Genomic DNA, 17,229 nt, shown 5'->3' on the forward strand with positions numbered 1-17,229 from the left:
ATTATCTATTACTAATGTTTAACCAGTCGTTTTTGGTCATTTCAAATTTTATTTCTTTGGATCCGTGCATTCCGGTTTCTTTCCAGCCTGTTTTTCTGTAAAATTGTTCGGCTCTGGTATTGAATGCCGTTCCAAGCCAAACTTTTTCTTTGGGTTGCTCAAAATACCAAGTAAGCATTATTTCCTGAAGCTTTCGACCAATTCCTTTTTTTTCAAAATCAGGATGAATGAATAAAGCCCAAATATTATCGTCTTGTAAATCGGCAATGGCAAATCCTACAATTCTGTTATCAATTTCGCAAACCCAGCCTTTGCCTCGTTCAAACATAAAAACTTCGCAATCTTTATCGGAAACCAGTGCAGGATCAGACAAAGTGTTTTCTTTTACCGAATTTCTAACGATTTGAATCTGAGGTATATCTGCTATTTGGGCTTCTCTGAAAATCATTATTGATTGTTATTTTGTAAATCCCATCAGAATTAAAGCAAACACAGAATAATTAATCATATCCTGATAATTTGCATCAATACCTTCCGATACTAAGGTTTTTCCTTTGTTGTCTTCGATTTGTTTTACGCGTAAAAGCTTCTGCAAAATCAAATCCGTTAGGGAGCTTACACGCATATCGCGCCAGGCTTCACCGTAATCGTGGTTTTTAGCTTCCATTAAAGTTTTGGTAATCAGTACTTTTTCATCATAAAGACGAACTGCAGTTTCCCAATCCAAATCCGGCTGGTCTACAACGCCTAAATCCAACTGAATCAATGCCATAATGCAGTAATTGATAATTCCGATGAATTCTGAAGTTTCATCTTCGTCTACTTTACGCACTTCGTTTTCCTGTAAACTTCTGATACGTTGTGCTTTAATGAAAATTTGGTCGGTTAGGGATGGAAGCCGTAAAATGCGCCATGCACTTCCGTAATCTTTCATTTTTTTGCTGTATAAATCGCGGCAGATGGCGATTACTTTATCAAATTCCTGTGAGGTGTTACTCATTTCTGTCTATCTTTGTTCTTGAATTTTCAAATGTAAAGAAATTCAAATGAAGTTCAAAGTTTATGCTGCTTTGTAACATTTTATTAGCAATCTGAATTTTGTAAGACAATGACAATCAATTGTAAAGGTAAACTTCTTGATTTAACATCGCCTAAAGTAATGGGGATTCTCAATGTTACTCCCGATTCGTTCTTTGACGGCGGAAAATATAAAACCGATTCGGATTTTTTAAATCAGACTGAGAAAATGCTAGGTGAGGGTGCTTCGATTATTGATCTCGGTGCTTATTCTTCCAGACCAAATGCGGCTTTTGTTTCCGAAGAAGAAGAAATTGCTAGATTAAAGCCAATTGTCACTTCATTGGTAAAAGAATTTCCGGAAATCATCCTTTCAATTGATACCTTTCGTGCCGAAGCTGCCAAAGTCGCTATTGATAACGGTGCCGCAATTATTAATGATATTTCCGCAGGTTTACTGGACGATAAAATGCTGAAAACCATAGCCGATGCAAAAGTGCCTTACATCATGATGCATATGCGCGGGACACCTCAAACCATGACTTCTTTAACGGATTATGAGGATATTGTAAAGGAGATGATTTTATATTTTTCTAAAAGAATTGCAGCTGCGAGAAGTTTAGGAATTAACGACCTCATTATTGATCCCGGATTTGGTTTTGCAAAGACTTTGGAGCAGAATTATGAAGTACTGCAAAAACTCGAATTGTTCCAAATGTTGGAATTGCCATTGCTTTCTGCAATATCCAGAAAATCAATGATTTATAAATTACTGGAAACCAGTGCACAGGAAGCACTCAACGGAACCACTTTTTTAAATACGGTTTCACTACTAAAAGGCGCAAAAATCCTTAGAGTTCATGATGTAAAAGAAGCTGTGGAATGTGTTCGTTTATATGAAAAAATGCATAACCCTTATTAAGATGAAAAAACTGGTCGTTTTATTTTTAGCCGTTTTGGCTTTTTCCTGTGGAGAAAAAAAGAAAATCCTTTTGCCGAAAGCGAATGTTTCCGTGGTTAAAAATGTAGATGATATTTCAACAATCGATTTCTTTTTTACTACTGAAAATAACGATACGATTGCCAATGTGAGCAAAAATACCGTAATCTCAACGACCAATTGGGTTTTTAATATTGACAAGCGATTACCTTTAAAAACGATTCTGCCGGATATAATCAAGCTTCAGGAAAAGAAACGTAAAAAACAGGAGGGAGCAGTTGCCAAAACCGCTAATTATTATTCTTATGCAGACAGTATCGGAAAAAACCTTGCCTTTTTCAGTTTTACCAACACGGTTTATAAGTTGCAAAAACCATTGAAAGGTATTGTTGTTTATTTCGATAAAAGCAATAAAGTTTATGTAAACGATTCACTTGTGGAACGCGAAAATCTTCAGAAACAAATTGTTAACCTGAATCAGGAATTAAAAGAGGTTCATTATTGTTTTGATAAAAACATGTTGTACAATGATTACATTTTAAATAAATTGTTTCTAAACACGATTGAGCACAAAATGACCGGAGTTACCGAATATGTTTACTGATGATGATACGGTTCGTTTCGTAAAATCGTAAAACCTCTGTACAACTGTTCGATGAAAAACAAACGTACCATTTGATGGGAGAACGTCATTAGGGAAAGCGATATTTTTCCTTGGGCTTTTTTGTATACTTCTTCACTGAATCCGTAAGGGCCGCCAATTACAAACACCAAAGTCTTTACTCCGGAATTCATTTTTTTCTGTAATTCTTCCGAAAAACCAACGCTGGAGAAGGATTTTCCGTTTTCATCCAATAAAATAAGCTGATCGGTAGGGGAGAGTTTGCTTAAAATCAATTCGCCTTCTTTTTCTTTTTGCTGATTTTCGGAAAGGTTCTTAACGTTTTTGATATCGGGAATGATCTCCAATTCAAATTTGATGTAAAACGACAAACGTTTGGTATAATCGTCAATCAGGGTTTGTAGGGATTTGTTGTCGGTCTTTCCGATGGCGAGCAGTTTGATATTCATTTGTTCAGCATTAAGGCACAAAGATAAGGCAACTTTTTAAGACTTATCTTGATTCGATTATCGTTCTAAAAGTCAGATTGATCCTAGGTTTCGATACAGTTTTGGTAGGAGGAAGCCTGTGCAGCCAATGCGTTTGGGTTTCATCTTTCATTACCAAAAGGCTTCCGTGTTCTAAAAGTAATCCAACCGTTTCTTTGGTTTTTTTATGTTTGAAAGCGAATTTTCGTTCTGCACCAAAACTTAGCGAACCGATAGCGCCGTTTTTCTTTAAATCTTTTTCGGCATCGCTGTGCCAAGCCATTCCTTCTTCGCCATTATGATATAAATTAAGAAGACACGAATTGAAAGTTTCACCGGTTTTGTTCTCGACTATTTCTTTTAATTCAAGAAGTTCTTTTGTCCAGGGTAGTGCTAGTTTGGTAGTATTCGAATAAGTGTAACTAAATTCTTTATCGCCGTACCAAGCTACTTTTCGTTTAGTGGTTATCAGTTTTCCGTAAATGACGGCCTGATCATTATCCCATGCAATGGAATCCATCAGTATTTGATAGAAGCGGTTGGCTTGTTCTTGAGAAAACAGTTTACCGTAATAATTTACCGTTCCGTCTTTAGGAAGGTGATTTTTATTTTCCGGGTTTTCCTGATTGAACAAATCCATTTTGTAATGGTATTATAACTGTTAATTCTCTATGTACTTCTGGGTGTTGGTAAACTTTTTGGCAAGATTTGGATCTTATAAATACTTCTTCTTTTTAAGAAATTCAGCCCATGTTTTATAGCCTAATTCATTGAGGTGTAGCCCATCAGTATTTGCATACTTTGTGTCAAGTTCGCCATTTGAATCTTTGAGCAATGAATTAATATCAATGTAAGTTGCGTTGTTTTTTTTAGCTGTTTTTTTAAGACTAGCATTTATTAAAGCTACGACTTCATTTTTATTGTAGGCATCGGGAAATACATTTTTTGAATTTTTGTTAGTAGGTAAAATGCTCTGAATGAATATTTTAGTTTTTGGAGACTGCTCTTTAATTTTAACGATTATTGCGGATATATTCTCAAGGATAACATCTGCAGGAATGTTTTGCGAGATATCATTGATTCCGATTTTAAGAAAGAGTTTATTTGGCTCACGTTCTGTTATTTCATTTAGACGTTTTAAAACTCCAAAAGTATTATCCCCCGCAATACCTCGATTGAGAATGGTTTTGTCATGAAGAAGCTCTTGCCAGTTACCAAACTCTGTGATGCTGTTTCCTAAAAATATAATCTGATTTTTCTCTATTGGCTCACTCTTAAAAGTAATCAATCGGTTTTGATGATGCTCTTTTGAATATTGAAGAGTGTCGTATTTTGTGCTTTGCGCTACTATTTGTAAACAGGAGCAATATATCAGCAAAAAGGATAAGACTTTTTTCATCGATATCTAATTAAATTATTTTAAAGTTGTTTTTAAGCACTATTTGGTTTTTGAAACGTTTTTTCACAATAGATTATTTTTTAAGCGTCAGGAATTTCGGGCTCTACCAGCTTTTTTAATTTCTCAAGTGATTCCTGCCATCCAAGGTAACACATTGCTGCTGGAATAACAGAAGGTATATTTTCCTGAACTATTTTTATCTCGGTTCCGCATGAAACCTTTTTTAACCAAACTGAAGTTGTCATTTCTCCTGGTAAATTCGGATCATCAAATGTATCTGTATATTTAATGAATTCATTTGGTTTAAGTTCAATATAGCTGCCTCCAAAAGAATGTCTGTTACCTGTGCTGAAGTTAATAAATGACATTTTAAAACTACCGCCGATTTTTGGTTCCATATTATGAACTACACACAAAAAGCCGTAGGGAGGAAGCCAGGAGGCAATCGCATTTGGATCTAAAAATGCGCGATAAACTTTCTCGGGAGAAGTTGAGAACACTCGATGTAATGATACGCTATTGTCTGTCATGGTATTTTTTCTTACTAATTTACAAAAAAATAAGCAGTATTTGGCTAAAATCATGAAGGATGGTTTCAACCCCAAATGTCAATGATATCGCTATTTTGACTTTATGAAGTTAAAAAAAATGATTTGATCCGTTTATTAAAAACTGTAGTAACAGTTTGTTTTATTTCGAGGAAATAATTTTTTGAAGATCAACATGCAATGAAAGATAAAAACCTGCGATCTTATTTGGTTTACTTCCGTTAGCTTTATAAAACGGAGTTAATCCATAATCAAACTTGCCTTCAATTTCAAGGAATTTCAACATTCTTTGGCCTAAACCTAATTCTAAACCTAAAGTAACTTTTTCAAAATCTGAAGTAACATTTTGACTGTTAAACGAAGCTTTGGTTAATACCGCGATTTTTGGACCTAAGATCATATAAAATCCTTTTCGATATTCAGAACCAAAATCGTATTTAAAATTCGGGTTGAAATCAATGAAACTCAATTTGTATTGTTCTCCCAAACTTTTATTGGCATATCCTTTTTCAAAAGTTTTGGTATTTGCTGTTAACTCTAATTTAAGTCCTATGTTTTGAGTAGCTTCGTATTCTAAATAACCCCCTAGGTTTGGTACAATAAACTGATCGTTTCCAGAATCAAAAAAAACATCATTTGGTCCACCATTGGAACTTTGATCGTTAAAAAAATTTATTCCCAAAATAACGCCATAAGATAATTTTTGCGCCGTTGTAGAATTAAAATTTAATAAGAGGCTAAAAACAAAAAATAATTTTAAAATATTGGTTTTCATTGATTTTATTGTTCAAATTCTTTATGATTATTACTTTGATAGTAATTTGTCAGTTAAATGAATTGTGGTTTTGGAATTGTTAAAACTTTTCGAGGTTTGCCATGAAATTACTGATTTTGTTCAAATCCGTAGTGTATTGCTGCTTCAAGTACTTCGATATTTATATTTTTCAGTGTTTTGAACTTGATGCAATAGCCACTTACGCTAGCCTTACCAATTTTATCTCCATAGGTCTTGACTAAGTAGTTCTTATCATCGATACCAAGAATATATACGGAAATTCCGGTAGTATTTGCACTGATGCCTATTTGATAAAATTCTCTGGTTTTTCCATCAGTATATTTTATGATCTGAAAGCCATACCCTATATTAGGATTAGAGACAATTTTATTTTCAGTGTTTTTACCATCTAAGAACCATAATTTACATTTCGGAAACAGTTGAAGGATACGTTGGTGCAACACTTGCATATCGTTTCGCTTCGTTTCTGGTTGGCTTGTAATGTAATTTTTGATTTGTTCCTCTATGCTCATATGAAATTTTCTGTTGTATCTTTTGGTTAAATGCTATCAACGACTCAAAAACCGATTTTTTCTTTCTTCTCTGTTTTAGAAAGTTGTTGATTATTGCAAATATATTGGAAAGATTTGGAGTCAAAAGTCGAAAAAAACGGGAGATAAAATGCTAATTTCTTCAATTTACAATTGAGTATCCTCGACTAGCCTTTTTAAAAATAAGATTGCTTTACTTCATTTTTAAATACTCTAATGCCTCTGGACCTTTTAAAAGCGCTACACCGAAACCTATAAAAACAGCTATTAAAATGAAAATTAAATAGCCCAAGACCGTCAAACCTAAAACACCAAAGATTCGTAAGATGATTGATTTCAGGGGTTTGTCTTTGTAAAATTCTTTAAAAAAGAAAAGCAATATTACCGGGACAAGTAATACTGAAATTTGGGTAACGTTATAAAAGGAAACAGGTGAATGTCTGAAAAAGAACAATATCGGATACAAGAAAATAATGCTCATCAAAGTGTAAAATGCCAAAATGTAAGCATTCATAACTACATGTTCGTAGTAGTTGTTTCCCCAGCTTCTAAAGGCAATTTTGGTTGTCAAAGCAAATAGCGGAATGTAAAGCAGCATTAATATTGAATTATAACTGGACATAAAAGACAATATGTCGCTCATCAAATTTGAGTTGATGTGTTGCTGCGAAAAATATAAAGTCATCACTTCTTTCAGATTCAAAACTTTAAATGAAAGAAAAGTAGCGAGCCCGCTCAAGACAAAAACCAGCAATATAGGCTTGTAATGGTTGACTCTGTTGCCCTCAATATATTCCTTAGCTGTTTTGCCTGGGTTCCTAATAATTTTTTTTACGGAATATAAAAGTCCTTTATTAGTATGGAGTAGAGTGTATTGCAGTTCATCCAACAAATATTTTTTGTTGATTTTGGTATATTTTTTTTGTCCACAATTAACACAGAAGTTTCCTGTAATTATTTCAGTACAATTTTTGCAGTTTTCCGCCATTTACTAAATTTAATTTCGTTTTTTTAATTCTTTATTCATTAAATTTAAGCTAATTAACAAAGGAATAAACGTTATCGGCATTATAAACAGAGGAATAAGTGTTGCAATCGAAAAGTTTTTAAATCCTTTAGTTGTTAAGAGATAAATTAAAACAACTATAGCTAAAAAATACAGTAATGCAAAGCCAATCGAAGCTCCTTTTAATGAATTTCTCTTTTTTATTAATTGTTCGTTTGTAAGGTTTTGGTAAGTATTTTGTTTCATTTAATTGTTGAATTATGAATCAAATTTAAGGTTATATTGTCGTCTATATTTTAGATGACTTTTCGTTTAAATTTCGAGATTTTAATTCCTCTTCAGTAGCCTTTATTTTTTTCTTATTTTGTAATAAAAGATAGGCAAAAATTAGTGGAAAAACGGTAAAAAAACCAAATCCTTTTTTTATAGTGCTATATATTGCAACTCCTATAAACAAGCCCATAATAGCAGCGTTTATGATAGTGCTTAATTTTGCATTTTTTTGTTGCTGAAGCAATTCTTGATCGGTTAAATTTTCAATTTTTTTCTGTGTCATATTTAATTTGGATTAAATATTATTTCATGTTGTTTTTTGTTCTGTACTTCCTGCTAATGTGTTTTACCGACGTTACTATGTTGCGGTAATATACTACAGTTGCATACAAATATATTAAAATATTGAAAGAAAAATTGTACTTTGTTAAAAAATACAAAATTGAACTTGAACATTTTACAAAAATTATGTTATCTCAAAATATTTTATTTAAGTGGTTGGGCAATTCCGATTAAAATTCCTTCAGGACCACGGATGTAGCAAAGTCTATAAGTGTCTTGGTATTGCACTACCTCTTCAACAAGTTGTGCACCATGTTTGTAAAGTCTGGTAAGTGTATCATCTATATCGGCAACAGCAAACATAACGCGTAGATAACCTAATGAATTTACGGGAGCATTACGATGATCTTCAATTGCTTTAGGGGTATCAAATCGCGAAAGTTCCAGACGGCTGTTTCGGTCGGGTGTAATCATCATGGCAATTTCAACCGATTGATTGTTAAGCCCCGTTACGCGACCAGCCCATTCGCCTTGAATCATCGCTCTTCCCTCTAATTGCAGGCCAAGTTCAAGGAAAAATGAAATAGCTTCGTCAAGAGATTCTACCACAATTCCAACATTGTCCATTCTGAGTAAATTATGTTTTGTCATGGTATATGAGTAAGGTTTAAGTAGTTTTTAAGCGTGTGTTTTTAGAAAGGTCTTCTTTATCCAAAGTTATATTGTCCCAAATTTATTTGTCTAGCGTTTTGTAAAACAACTTTTAAATCTCTGGTATAATTCTAATGTTCTTTCCAATGTTTTTTGCCGTTTTTTGCTTTTTCGAATTCGTCTTTGCTTAAAATGTTCTCATCAAGAGTCATTTCCGTTGCACAATAATTTTTAAAAAACTCATCCAGTTGTTCTTTGACCATTAAGACTTCATCGCTAATGTAATTTATGTCAATATTTATGCAAATGGCTCCTATTAAACCATAATCATTTCTATAAATTGGAATTGTAGTACATTTGAATCTCCTTGAACCAATATTCAATTCATAATTTAACTTATCTTCTTTAAGTTCTTTTCTTTTTTTTAAATCAAGTACAAGCATTGTTGTGCCCATTCCTGTTTTTCTTCCCGTAACTTCACCATTTTCTATTTCCATAATAGAACGCGAAGGATTCATTAGATTGTGCAGAAGGATTTCAATCCCCATATTTTTGAATGTTAAACCTAAAAGATGAACGATACGCTTGTAATTTTCAAGAAATTCATTGTTGTCATTTTCAATTTTTGATCCTTGATAAATATGATATAGTTTTTCGTATTGTTTCAGTTCAACCGATTCTAATTGATTTCGAATGTTATTTTGTTCGCCAATAAAGATAAGTTGTCGAGCGGCTGTATAATCTTTGTTTTTTAGGAAATAATGAACTGCAAGCCGGAAATCTTTGATGTTAAATTGAGGAAAATTATTTTTATCCACTTCGAAGGGGTAGAAATCATATTCGTCGAGATTTTTTCCTTTTTCTTTGCGTCTTTCACGGTATTTTCCCAAAAAGTAACCTCCGCTAACTAATAATAAAGAAACAATAACTTCTGAAAGTACAGGAACTAAAACGGAATGTTCTATATTGATTTCCAGAAACATAATTAAATATTTTAGACCATTAATTTACGAAAAATTATTCATATAGTCTAAACTCTATTAACCTTCAAAAGGCTTTGTGTTTGTTTATTTTGCTGAAATTTAAATCGTAGAAACGGTTTAATTGAAGTTGAAAAAAATAGGAGAGAAGTGTGGGATTAGCTTTTCAAATATTTAGCGGATAAATTATTTTAAAAAGAAATGTTTAATACCATTTAAAACTCCAATAAATGTACAGACAATAAGAATAATTAAAGCCACAAAATATCGAAAAGATTGAATAGATAAATTTTAAAAAGAGAAGAAACTGTATGAACAAAATCCTCCAAATATAAACTTGTTTTAGTCTTTTCCTTAACTGCCTGTTAGATGCAGTTTTCTGTTGCTTTTATTTAGCTGTCAGGTAGCTTTTAGTGTCAGTTTTTCAACAGTTCTTTTTACCGTTCTGAAATTTCCTTTAATTTATCTAATGCTTTTGGGTAAGTGTTGTTGAAGTAATCCAAATATTCATCAATAATGTCCATCTCTACCATTACGGTTGTAATGCCATTATTTTCCTGAAAACTGTAATTTTCGTGTCCGCCAGCCCATTTTTCAACCTGTTCACCTGTGGTAACTTCGGTATCTCCGTCCAGAAATCCGTAGTGACGAATGGAAATAAAACTAGCAGGTTTGTGTTCTTCAATTTCAGAAACCATTCCTCCTTTTTTACCGTTTTCATCTGTTCCAACAAAATGGATTTTACTTCCTTTGTCCCAACTGCCTTCATAAGTTGAAGTGGGGTTAAAAGTTGCTGTCCAATATTCGTAAGTGGCTTTGTTGTTTAGGCCTAGCATCGTTTCATATACTTTTTGAGCTGATGCGTTTATTTCTTTTTTAAATTGTAATTTCTGCATGATTATTCTAAGTAAAATTACTTCTAACGTTAAGATAGTTTTTATAAGGTGTCGGCTATTTTGTTGCTCATGTATACAATTATGCCTAAAAGATTGAAAGAAAAAATTGAAAAAACAGGAGAGAGTACAAGTACCATTTCCTCTAAATATGAATCGGATCTGCCAATTTTAAAGTCGCTGCTAGGTATTCGTTGGTTTGTGTTATTTCTTTGAAGTAAAATCTATCATCCACTCAATACCGTATTTATCTCTGAACATTCCAAAATAGGAACCCCATGGGCTTTCATCAATTGGTATTTCAATTTTTCCGCCTGCTGAAAGCCCGTAAAATAGCCTATCAGCCTCCTCACGACTTTCTGCACTAATACATATCTTGGATCTATTTTCATTTTCATTCACCCGGCCAAGCATTTCGGGAACATCATTAGCCATCAAAGTATTTTGACCAATAGGTAAAGCAATGTGCATTATTTTATTGGCTTCATTTTCTGCAATAGGGAATTCAGGATTGGGCAGATCCTTGAACCGCATAATTGTGGCAAAATCTCCACCAAATACTGATTTGTAAAAATTAAATGCTTCTTCGGCATTTCCATTGAAATTGATGTGAGGGTTAATAAGTGCCATAATTTTAGTTTTAAAGTTGTTTTAGAGTAAGCCAAAGTTGCTTCTGTATATTTTGATGGAATAATGCCTAACGGACAGACAGGTTAATTAAGTAGTGATTATTTTGTTTCTGATACTTACAAAGATTCCAAAAGATTGAAAGAAAAAGTTGAAAAAACAGGAAAGAAGTGCAACCGCAGTTTTCTCCAATAATTTAACCAAATCCCGTTTGCTCAAAAAGGTGTTACTGTTGTGCATTAATCTTTTTTAGGTTTGATACTTTCTAATATTTCTTTTTCACTACGAATATAGCTTTTTGTTTTTTTATTACTTATTGAACCATAGTCAGTCCACATTATTTCGCATCCATCTTGAATAGTATCGTCATAGATAGGAATTAAATCAGCAATTCCAACAAAAGAATATTCCATTTCAATATTGTCAGAGTTGATAAATTTAATTTCTGCTTCTTTACCAATTTTTATTGCCTTTTCATAAGCCATTTTTGGGTTTTCAGCTTTTATCAAATGAAGATTCCCCCAAGTTACAACACGGCGTAAATCATTATCTTTATTTCGATTTGTTGGTTCACGCTTCTCAATAATTTCTGCAACATACCAATTCCCTTTTTCGTTGGATATTTTTTCGTTTTCGTTCATTTTTATTATCATTTGGTTCACAATCTTGGAACATTATAGTTAAGGATCCGTTGAGGAGAATAGTAAGGTAAAGCTATATAAAAGTTTTCAAGTATAAATGATTTTTGGAAATCTGTTGCGATTTCTGTATGGCTCATTTTGCCTATTTGGGTTAAGCAGCTCTTGAGAGGAGTATTTTTTATTTAATTTCTATTTTTATTTTCGTTTTTAATTACATTTTTTTTGTTTCATTTTGTGTGGAAATAACATAAAAACCTACATTTTAACTTGTTACAGATTAATAATTGTTTAGATTTGTGTATCTTAAAAAACGATTAAATGAAATCAATAATTACCTTCTCATTAGTGCTATTTACTGCTTTATTGGCAAACGCTCAAGTTGAGTTTGAGGAGCATGTGGTTATTGACCCTGCGCTCTATGTGAATACGCCTAATTCTGTTGTGTCTGCTGATTTGGATGGTGATGGTGATAAGGATGTATTGACTTCATCGTATTATGGGAATAGATTGGTTTGGTTAGAGAATCTGAACGGTTTGGGTGATGATGTTGCACTTCATGTTATTTCGTCAACAATTCAGACAGCTTGGGGAGTTTATACAGCAGATTTGGATGGTGATGATGATTTGGATGTGGTTGTAGCCTCTTTGTCTGGTAACGGACTTACATGGTATGAAAACACAGATGGCAACGGTACATTTGTTCTAAAGCAGGCTACCTATGCCTATCAACCTAATCTTGTTATGGCCGCAGATATGGATAATGACACTGATTTGGATCTTGTATGGTCATCTAAAAATGATGGCACAATCAATTGGATCAGAAACAGCGATGGATTGGGAACTTTTGCCACTACATTCAATCTAGAAAACAATGTATCTTCGGTAATGAGTTTTTACCCTGCCGATATGGATGGTGATGGAGACAACGATATTGTGTCTTGTTACGCGACAGATGGCGGTTCCCATGGTGTAACATGGTATAAAAATAATGGATTTGGTATTTTTGGAAGTAAAATAGTAATTTCTAATGCTGTAGACTATGTCACTTCTGTTTATGCGGGTGATTTGGATGGCGATGGTGATATGGATGTGGTATCTGCATCGGGAGGGGATGATAAAATTGCATGGTACAAAAATTTGGACGGTATTGGCACTTTTGGCGCGCAACAGGTTTTGTCTTTGACGGCAGATGCAGCTGCTGTGGTACGCATAGCCGATGTAGATGGTGATAATGACAAGGATGTGATTTTTGGATCTAATGACGATAAAACTATCGGTTGGTTCAAAAATATAGATGGCATGGGTAATTTCAGTAGTGAAACCTTTATTGCTCCAAATTCCGGGGACATTCGCGATATTTATTTTTCTGATATGGATGCCGATGGCGATTTGGATTTTCTTACCGCATCAAATATCGACAATAACATTAAATTGTTTAAAAATACTGATGGTACAGGCAATTTTGCATCTAGTATCCTTACCAAACACATCGATGGCGGACGCATTGTGGTTGCTGATGATTTAGACGGAGATGGAGATAAAGACATCATTGCGGCTTCCTATTGGGATGATAAAATTTCATGGTTTAAAAATCTGGATGGTCAAGGCAATTTCTATAATTCGCAAACCATTATATCTGCAACGATTAATGGAGCGTCTTCAGTATTTGTTGGCGACGTTAATGGTGATGGTTTTAAGGATGTGTTGACTACTTCTTATATAGACAATACTGTTGTATGGTATAAAAACACAGATGGATTGGGCACCTTTGCAGCTCCGCAAATTATAGATGCTAACTTGTATCAATCCTCAAGGGTGTATCTTTCAGATATCGATAATGATGGCGATCTGGATGTTTTTGCTTTAGGAAGCACTAAAATCGCATGGTACAAAAATCTTGATGGGCAAGGGAGTTTTAGTACCCCGCAGACGATAGACAATATCAACAATTTCACGATGTATGATATGAGTTTCGGCGATTTGGATAGCGACGGTGATCTGGATATTTCTGTAGCCGGAACTTATGGAATGATGCGCTATCTTAATATCAATGGTCAGGGTACTTTTGGCACCAGGCTACTCATTGAAACTAGTAATCATAAAGCGGTTTCAACTAAAATCACAGACATAGACGGCGACGGTGATAATGACCTTGTGTACATAGGTTATATAGGCACCTCCGCTACTAGCTCTTTTGTAGGTTGGTCTGAAAATATGAATGGTTTAGGAAGTTTTGGTTCGCTTCAAATCATCAGTACAATACTTTCAACTCCTAAAAGCGTTATTGTTGCCGATTTTGATAATGATGGTGATATGGATGTTGCTTCTTCTGCCCAAGGTGATGGCGGTGTAATAGCATGGTATGAGAATACTGATGGCCAAGGTACTTTTGCCAATACACAACAGATTATTTCTCAAACTTCCAACAGCCCGTTTGATCTATTTGCTGCGGATATCGATAACAATAACAGAGTTGATATTGTATCCATCTCTAACTTTGATGATAAGATTTCATGGCATAAAAATTTAGGTGTTTTGTCTTCCAATAGTATCAGTGGAACCGTGCGTTTTGATTTGTTGGGTGACGGCTGCACCGACACCGATGCTTTAGTAAGCGGCATTTTGTTGGTTGCTACAGATAACACGACTACTAATGCTACCTTCTCTCAAGAAAATGGACAATTTCAGATTTATACCACAGAGGAAGGTTTGGTAACTACCCAATTGACTTCGCAATTGCCTACCTATTATGCTGCAACTCCAGTGAATTTTGAATCAAATTTTACGGGCTTAGGAAATAGCGATAATGTCAATTTTTGTATTGCACCTATTGCTACTATCAATGATTTATCGGTTAGTGTTTATCAAGTGATGAATAACCCAAGACCCGGTTTTATGACTGGGTATCGTATCGTTTATAAAAATACAGGTACTACACAATTAAGTGGGGATGTGTCTTTTGAGTTTGACGCTTCAAAACTAAATTTCCTAAACGCTACTGAAAACATTGCATCACAAACAAGCAACACCTTGACTTTCAATTTTACAGACTTAAATCCTTTTGAAACAAAAACCATAGATTTACGATTTAATGTTTTTGTGCCTCCTACCACAAGTATTGGAGATGTCTTGATAGCTAAAGCAACCATAAATCCTGTTGTTGGTGATTTTACTCCGCAAGACAATGTAATTTATCATAATCAAGTTGTAGTTGGTTCTTTAGACCCTAATGATATCACTTGTCTTGAAGGCGACCAAGTATTGATAGGAGATGCAGATAAATACCTGCACTATCTTATCCGTTTTCAAAACACGGGTACAGCTGATGCGGTCAATGTTCGTGTAGACAATATCTTGGACAACAAACTAGATTGGACCACCATGCAATTGGAAAGTTTAAGTCATCCGGGTAGCGTTAGTATACGCAATGGTAGTGAGGTAAGTTTTGTTTTTAACAACATGAATTTACCTGACAGTACTAATGATGAGCCCAACTCACATGGTTTTATCGCTTATAAAATTAAGCCAAAGGGAGATGTTGAGGTAGGTGATATCATAAACGCGACTGCAGCTATTTATTTTGATTTCAATCCTCCGGTTGTTACCAATACTGAATCAACAGAATTTGTTGAAACTTTGTCTGCGGTTGATTTTAAAGTTGATAAGGTGTCTGTTTATCCTAATCCTACCAATGGAGTTTTGAATATTGTTTCCAATGTTTCAATTAATAGCATTGAAATTTATAATCACTTAGGACAATTAATGCTTTCGGATAAAAACACTTCCAGGATTGATGTTTCTTCTTTAAGTCAAGGTGTTTATCTGATGACTTTAAAGGATGTATCTGGCGCAACACATACAAAAATGATTACTAAAAGGTAGAAAAAAATGCTTCATTCGATTAGGAATATGTTTAAACTTAATTGATCACAGTTTCTTTATTCACTAGCAGTATGAAGATTACTTTAAGAGATTTCTCTTGAATTTGATATTGTTAATTTTAAATTTGCTATTTTGGTTTTTAATGTATCATTTTTTAGAAGTTAGTTTGAAGTGTTTTTAAACTAAATATTGTTAGTTAATCTGTTCTCTGGTTAGAAGATTTAAAAGGAGAATGATGGATTGGAGTAAAGATTTTTTGTTCCAGATTGTCATTATTTACCTAGTCCTAATTTATTCAAAAGTGTTTTTAGAGGTTCGTTATTTTTGGTCTGATACTGCATTCCCACAGTAATCAAAATAAGAGTTCACCTAAAGAATTGTTTTCGTGAAAATTTCCCGTCTCTGTCTAAATAGATGTAGGGAGACAATCTTTGAAATTATTTTTCACTTTTTAATACAAGTGATAAGGCAGTAAAATTAATGATAACATTAACTAAGATTAGTCCGCTGCGTACCCAGTTCATTGCACTCCAACTCGACCAGGCAGATTTAATTGTCTCAAGGTTGCCTTCCATTGGTTGAGCAAACATAATATCGTTTCTAGGATAAAAATATGCAAATGTAAAACCGTCAACTGCAACGGCAGTCAGTAAAGCTAATCCACAATATATCCGGATTTTTTTGCTCGCATTCCAAAAAAGGATCAACGCAATCATGGCAAGTATTTGATTGAGAGGAGAAAAAATGCGAAAGAACTTACCTGGGTTGCCTGTTTGAAAATAATCCCTGGTAGTCTGAATTGAAGTAGGAATGTTGCTGCCCCAATTGACTGCATCAACTATTGAAGTGTAAAGATTCACGAATAGAAGACCGCAGGCAACGGCTGTTACCGTATAGAGTATTAATTTTCGAATCATGATGCTATTTATTTAGGATTTACCTGTAAAATTACGTAAATATTCTCAATCGGTTGATTTTCTTGATAATAGATGATGAAAGTGATGTGGTATTTTGCTTTATAGAGTTGAGTGTTTTAATTACTGATGCTTATAAATATACCCAAGAAAATGAAAGGAAATATTGAACAATGAAATGACTTTTGTTCCGAATAGTTCAATTGTGCACCGGCTTCAGCTATTTCATATAGTCTATTTTAGCTTCTGATCAGGTATATTTATATTTTCTTTTATAGACTCCGGTTTGATATGGCTCATAACCGAGATTTGGAATTTTGTTATTGTCAAAGGACAGTAACATCTTGTCAAACCTGAAATTGCAAATTTTGATTATTTCGAAAATCTTTTTGTCAATGGTGTAAATTACAAAGGATTTCGATGAATGTAAGTTTTTGCCAAACCAAACTTCAGAAATTGAGTAGCCTCTTATTTGCCCCCAATCTAATTTCACAATCTTAAATTTTAGTGGTTGAGTTATAGTGATTCCATGCTCATCTTTACTAATGTAAACAAAGTGATTTGAAAGCTGATAAAAAAATAAAACTGAAAAAAAGAATAAGAAAAATATTGGAAATAAAATCACCGAATTTTTATCCTTTAAATAAACTGAAGTTAAAAAAACAGTCAATGAAAAGAAAAATAAAGTAATCACAACATTAATAGCTATCCAAAACACATTTGGAAATGTTCTTATTTCGGTCATCTTATTTCACGGTTAG

At 33.7% G+C, this 17,229-nt stretch carries 21 protein-coding genes and 1 pseudogene; 3 read left to right on the top strand and 19 right to left on the bottom strand.

Going from position 1 to position 17,229, the window contains the following annotated elements; translation table 11 throughout:
- Position 1 precedes the first annotated feature (1 nt).
- Positions 2–448 carry a GNAT family N-acetyltransferase gene (locus LZZ90_RS10690; protein WP_237790690.1) on the bottom strand — a complete coding sequence of 149 codons (447 nt, stop codon included), beginning with the start codon at positions 446–448 and terminating at the stop codon, positions 2–4.
- Positions 449–457: 9 nt separating this feature from the next.
- A complete protein-coding gene (locus LZZ90_RS10695; RefSeq protein WP_237790691.1) occupies positions 458–1,000 on the bottom strand; it encodes a DUF1599 domain-containing protein in 543 nt (180 codons plus the stop codon).
- Between the two features lie 108 nt (positions 1,001–1,108).
- Here LZZ90_RS10695 and folP point away from each other — a divergent pair, with 108 nt between their 5' ends.
- A complete protein-coding gene (gene folP, locus LZZ90_RS10700) occupies positions 1,109–1,939 on the top strand; it encodes a dihydropteroate synthase (RefSeq protein ID WP_237790692.1) in 831 nt (276 codons plus the stop codon).
- A gap of 1 nt (position 1,940) precedes the next feature.
- A complete protein-coding gene (locus LZZ90_RS10705; protein WP_237790693.1) occupies positions 1,941–2,561 on the top strand; it encodes a hypothetical protein in 621 nt (206 codons plus the stop codon).
- Here LZZ90_RS10705 and rlmH read toward each other — a convergent pair.
- The 15 genes and pseudogenes from rlmH to LZZ90_RS10780 form a co-directional block, all read right to left on the bottom strand.
- Positions 2,555–3,028, bottom strand: a complete 474-nt coding sequence (rlmH, locus tag LZZ90_RS10710; RefSeq protein ID WP_237790694.1) for a 23S rRNA (pseudouridine(1915)-N(3))-methyltransferase RlmH — start codon at positions 3,026–3,028, stop codon at positions 2,555–2,557. The two genes, LZZ90_RS10705 and rlmH, sit on opposite strands and share 7 nt — an antisense overlap.
- Positions 3,029–3,071: 43 nt before the next feature.
- Positions 3,072–3,686 (bottom strand): alpha-ketoglutarate-dependent dioxygenase AlkB, encoded by a 615-nt coding sequence (locus tag LZZ90_RS10715; RefSeq protein WP_237790695.1) that lies wholly within the window; start codon positions 3,684–3,686, stop codon positions 3,072–3,074.
- A 75-nt stretch (positions 3,687–3,761) separates the two neighbouring features.
- Complete coding sequence (locus LZZ90_RS10720; protein WP_237790696.1) at positions 3,762–4,445, bottom strand: GDSL-type esterase/lipase family protein; 684 nt, start codon at positions 4,443–4,445, stop codon at positions 3,762–3,764.
- An 80-nt stretch (positions 4,446–4,525) separates the two neighbouring features.
- On the bottom strand, positions 4,526–5,029 hold the full coding sequence (locus LZZ90_RS10725; RefSeq protein ID WP_237790697.1) for an SRPBCC family protein: 504 nt from the start codon (positions 5,027–5,029) through the stop codon (positions 4,526–4,528).
- Between the two features lie 106 nt (positions 5,030–5,135).
- Positions 5,136–5,768 (bottom strand): outer membrane beta-barrel protein, encoded by a 633-nt coding sequence (locus LZZ90_RS10730; protein WP_237790698.1) that lies wholly within the window; start codon positions 5,766–5,768, stop codon positions 5,136–5,138.
- A gap of 107 nt (positions 5,769–5,875) precedes the next feature.
- Positions 5,876–6,301: a DUF1801 domain-containing protein gene (locus LZZ90_RS10735; RefSeq protein ID WP_237790699.1), complete on the bottom strand. Its 426-nt coding sequence runs from the start codon at positions 6,299–6,301 to the stop codon at positions 5,876–5,878.
- Positions 6,302–6,512: 211 nt separating this feature from the next.
- On the bottom strand, positions 6,513–6,962 hold the full coding sequence (locus tag LZZ90_RS10740; RefSeq protein WP_237790712.1) for a hypothetical protein: 450 nt from the start codon (positions 6,960–6,962) through the stop codon (positions 6,513–6,515).
- A gap of 96 nt (positions 6,963–7,058) precedes the next feature.
- Positions 7,059–7,307, bottom strand: a pseudogene (locus LZZ90_RS10745) (DUF3667 domain-containing protein); the annotation flags it as partial.
- A 9-nt stretch (positions 7,308–7,316) separates the two neighbouring features.
- Positions 7,317–7,571 carry a hypothetical protein gene (locus LZZ90_RS10750; protein WP_237790700.1) on the bottom strand — a complete coding sequence of 85 codons (255 nt, stop codon included), beginning with the start codon at positions 7,569–7,571 and terminating at the stop codon, positions 7,317–7,319.
- Between the two features lie 43 nt (positions 7,572–7,614).
- Complete coding sequence (locus tag LZZ90_RS10755) at positions 7,615–7,881, bottom strand: hypothetical protein (protein WP_237790701.1); 267 nt, start codon at positions 7,879–7,881, stop codon at positions 7,615–7,617.
- A gap of 203 nt (positions 7,882–8,084) precedes the next feature.
- Entirely contained in the window at positions 8,085–8,531 is a 447-nt protein-coding gene (locus LZZ90_RS10760; protein ID WP_237790702.1) for a VOC family protein, read from the bottom strand.
- A gap of 131 nt (positions 8,532–8,662) precedes the next feature.
- On the bottom strand, positions 8,663–9,514 hold the full coding sequence (locus tag LZZ90_RS10765; protein ID WP_237790703.1) for a PAS domain-containing protein: 852 nt from the start codon (positions 9,512–9,514) through the stop codon (positions 8,663–8,665).
- A gap of 434 nt (positions 9,515–9,948) precedes the next feature.
- Complete coding sequence (locus LZZ90_RS10770; RefSeq protein ID WP_237790704.1) at positions 9,949–10,407, bottom strand: SRPBCC domain-containing protein; 459 nt, start codon at positions 10,405–10,407, stop codon at positions 9,949–9,951.
- A 201-nt stretch (positions 10,408–10,608) separates the two neighbouring features.
- Complete coding sequence (locus LZZ90_RS10775) at positions 10,609–11,034, bottom strand: VOC family protein (protein ID WP_237790705.1); 426 nt, start codon at positions 11,032–11,034, stop codon at positions 10,609–10,611.
- A gap of 236 nt (positions 11,035–11,270) precedes the next feature.
- A complete protein-coding gene (locus LZZ90_RS10780; RefSeq protein WP_237790706.1) occupies positions 11,271–11,672 on the bottom strand; it encodes a DUF4288 domain-containing protein in 402 nt (133 codons plus the stop codon).
- A 318-nt stretch (positions 11,673–11,990) separates the two neighbouring features.
- Between LZZ90_RS10780 and LZZ90_RS10785 the strand changes: the two genes are divergently transcribed.
- Positions 11,991–15,554 carry a T9SS type A sorting domain-containing protein gene (locus LZZ90_RS10785; RefSeq protein ID WP_237790707.1) on the top strand — a complete coding sequence of 1,188 codons (3,564 nt, stop codon included), beginning with the start codon at positions 11,991–11,993 and terminating at the stop codon, positions 15,552–15,554.
- Positions 15,555–15,991: 437 nt separating this feature from the next.
- Here the strand turns inward: LZZ90_RS10785 and LZZ90_RS10790 are convergent, their stop codons facing one another.
- Positions 15,992–16,471, bottom strand: a complete 480-nt coding sequence (locus tag LZZ90_RS10790) for a DUF1772 domain-containing protein (RefSeq protein WP_237790708.1) — start codon at positions 16,469–16,471, stop codon at positions 15,992–15,994.
- 247 nt (positions 16,472–16,718) lie between these two features.
- Complete coding sequence (locus LZZ90_RS10795; protein ID WP_237790709.1) at positions 16,719–17,213, bottom strand: hypothetical protein; 495 nt, start codon at positions 17,211–17,213, stop codon at positions 16,719–16,721.
- Positions 17,214–17,229 lie beyond the last annotated feature (16 nt).

Origin of the sequence: Flavobacterium sp. SM15 (assembly GCF_022012335.1) — a bacterium.
Taxonomy (GTDB): Bacteria; Bacteroidota; Bacteroidia; order Flavobacteriales; family Flavobacteriaceae; genus Flavobacterium.

Bases quoted from the DNA above. Each gene is read 5' to 3' on its own strand.
- LZZ90_RS10690 (WP_237790690.1), bottom strand. From the start codon at position 448: ATGATTTTCAGAGAAGCCCAAATAGCAGATATACCTCAGATTCAAATC.
- LZZ90_RS10695 (WP_237790691.1), bottom strand. From the start codon at position 1,000: ATGAGTAACACCTCACAGGAATTTGATAAAGTAATCGCCATCTGCCGC.
- folP (WP_237790692.1), top strand. From the start codon at position 1,109: ATGACAATCAATTGTAAAGGTAAACTTCTTGATTTAACATCGCCTAAA.
- LZZ90_RS10705 (WP_237790693.1), top strand. From the start codon at position 1,941: ATGAAAAAACTGGTCGTTTTATTTTTAGCCGTTTTGGCTTTTTCCTGT.
- rlmH (WP_237790694.1), bottom strand. From the start codon at position 3,028: ATGAATATCAAACTGCTCGCCATCGGAAAGACCGACAACAAATCCCTA.
- LZZ90_RS10715 (WP_237790695.1), bottom strand. From the start codon at position 3,686: ATGGATTTGTTCAATCAGGAAAACCCGGAAAATAAAAATCACCTTCCT.
- LZZ90_RS10720 (WP_237790696.1), bottom strand. From the start codon at position 4,445: ATGAAAAAAGTCTTATCCTTTTTGCTGATATATTGCTCCTGTTTACAA.
- LZZ90_RS10725 (WP_237790697.1), bottom strand. From the start codon at position 5,029: ATGATTTTAGCCAAATACTGCTTATTTTTTTGTAAATTAGTAAGAAAA.
- LZZ90_RS10730 (WP_237790698.1), bottom strand. From the start codon at position 5,768: ATGAAAACCAATATTTTAAAATTATTTTTTGTTTTTAGCCTCTTATTA.
- LZZ90_RS10735 (WP_237790699.1), bottom strand. From the start codon at position 6,301: ATGAGCATAGAGGAACAAATCAAAAATTACATTACAAGCCAACCAGAA.
- LZZ90_RS10740 (WP_237790712.1), bottom strand. From the start codon at position 6,962: ATGAGCGACATATTGTCTTTTATGTCCAGTTATAATTCAATATTAATG.
- LZZ90_RS10750 (WP_237790700.1), bottom strand. From the start codon at position 7,571: ATGAAACAAAATACTTACCAAAACCTTACAAACGAACAATTAATAAAA.
- LZZ90_RS10755 (WP_237790701.1), bottom strand. From the start codon at position 7,881: ATGACACAGAAAAAAATTGAAAATTTAACCGATCAAGAATTGCTTCAG.
- LZZ90_RS10760 (WP_237790702.1), bottom strand. From the start codon at position 8,531: ATGACAAAACATAATTTACTCAGAATGGACAATGTTGGAATTGTGGTA.
- LZZ90_RS10765 (WP_237790703.1), bottom strand. From the start codon at position 9,514: ATGTTTCTGGAAATCAATATAGAACATTCCGTTTTAGTTCCTGTACTT.
- LZZ90_RS10770 (WP_237790704.1), bottom strand. From the start codon at position 10,407: ATGCAGAAATTACAATTTAAAAAAGAAATAAACGCATCAGCTCAAAAA.
- LZZ90_RS10775 (WP_237790705.1), bottom strand. From the start codon at position 11,034: ATGGCACTTATTAACCCTCACATCAATTTCAATGGAAATGCCGAAGAA.
- LZZ90_RS10780 (WP_237790706.1), bottom strand. From the start codon at position 11,672: ATGAACGAAAACGAAAAAATATCCAACGAAAAAGGGAATTGGTATGTT.
- LZZ90_RS10785 (WP_237790707.1), top strand. From the start codon at position 11,991: ATGAAATCAATAATTACCTTCTCATTAGTGCTATTTACTGCTTTATTG.
- LZZ90_RS10790 (WP_237790708.1), bottom strand. From the start codon at position 16,471: ATGATTCGAAAATTAATACTCTATACGGTAACAGCCGTTGCCTGCGGT.
- LZZ90_RS10795 (WP_237790709.1), bottom strand. From the start codon at position 17,213: ATGACCGAAATAAGAACATTTCCAAATGTGTTTTGGATAGCTATTAAT.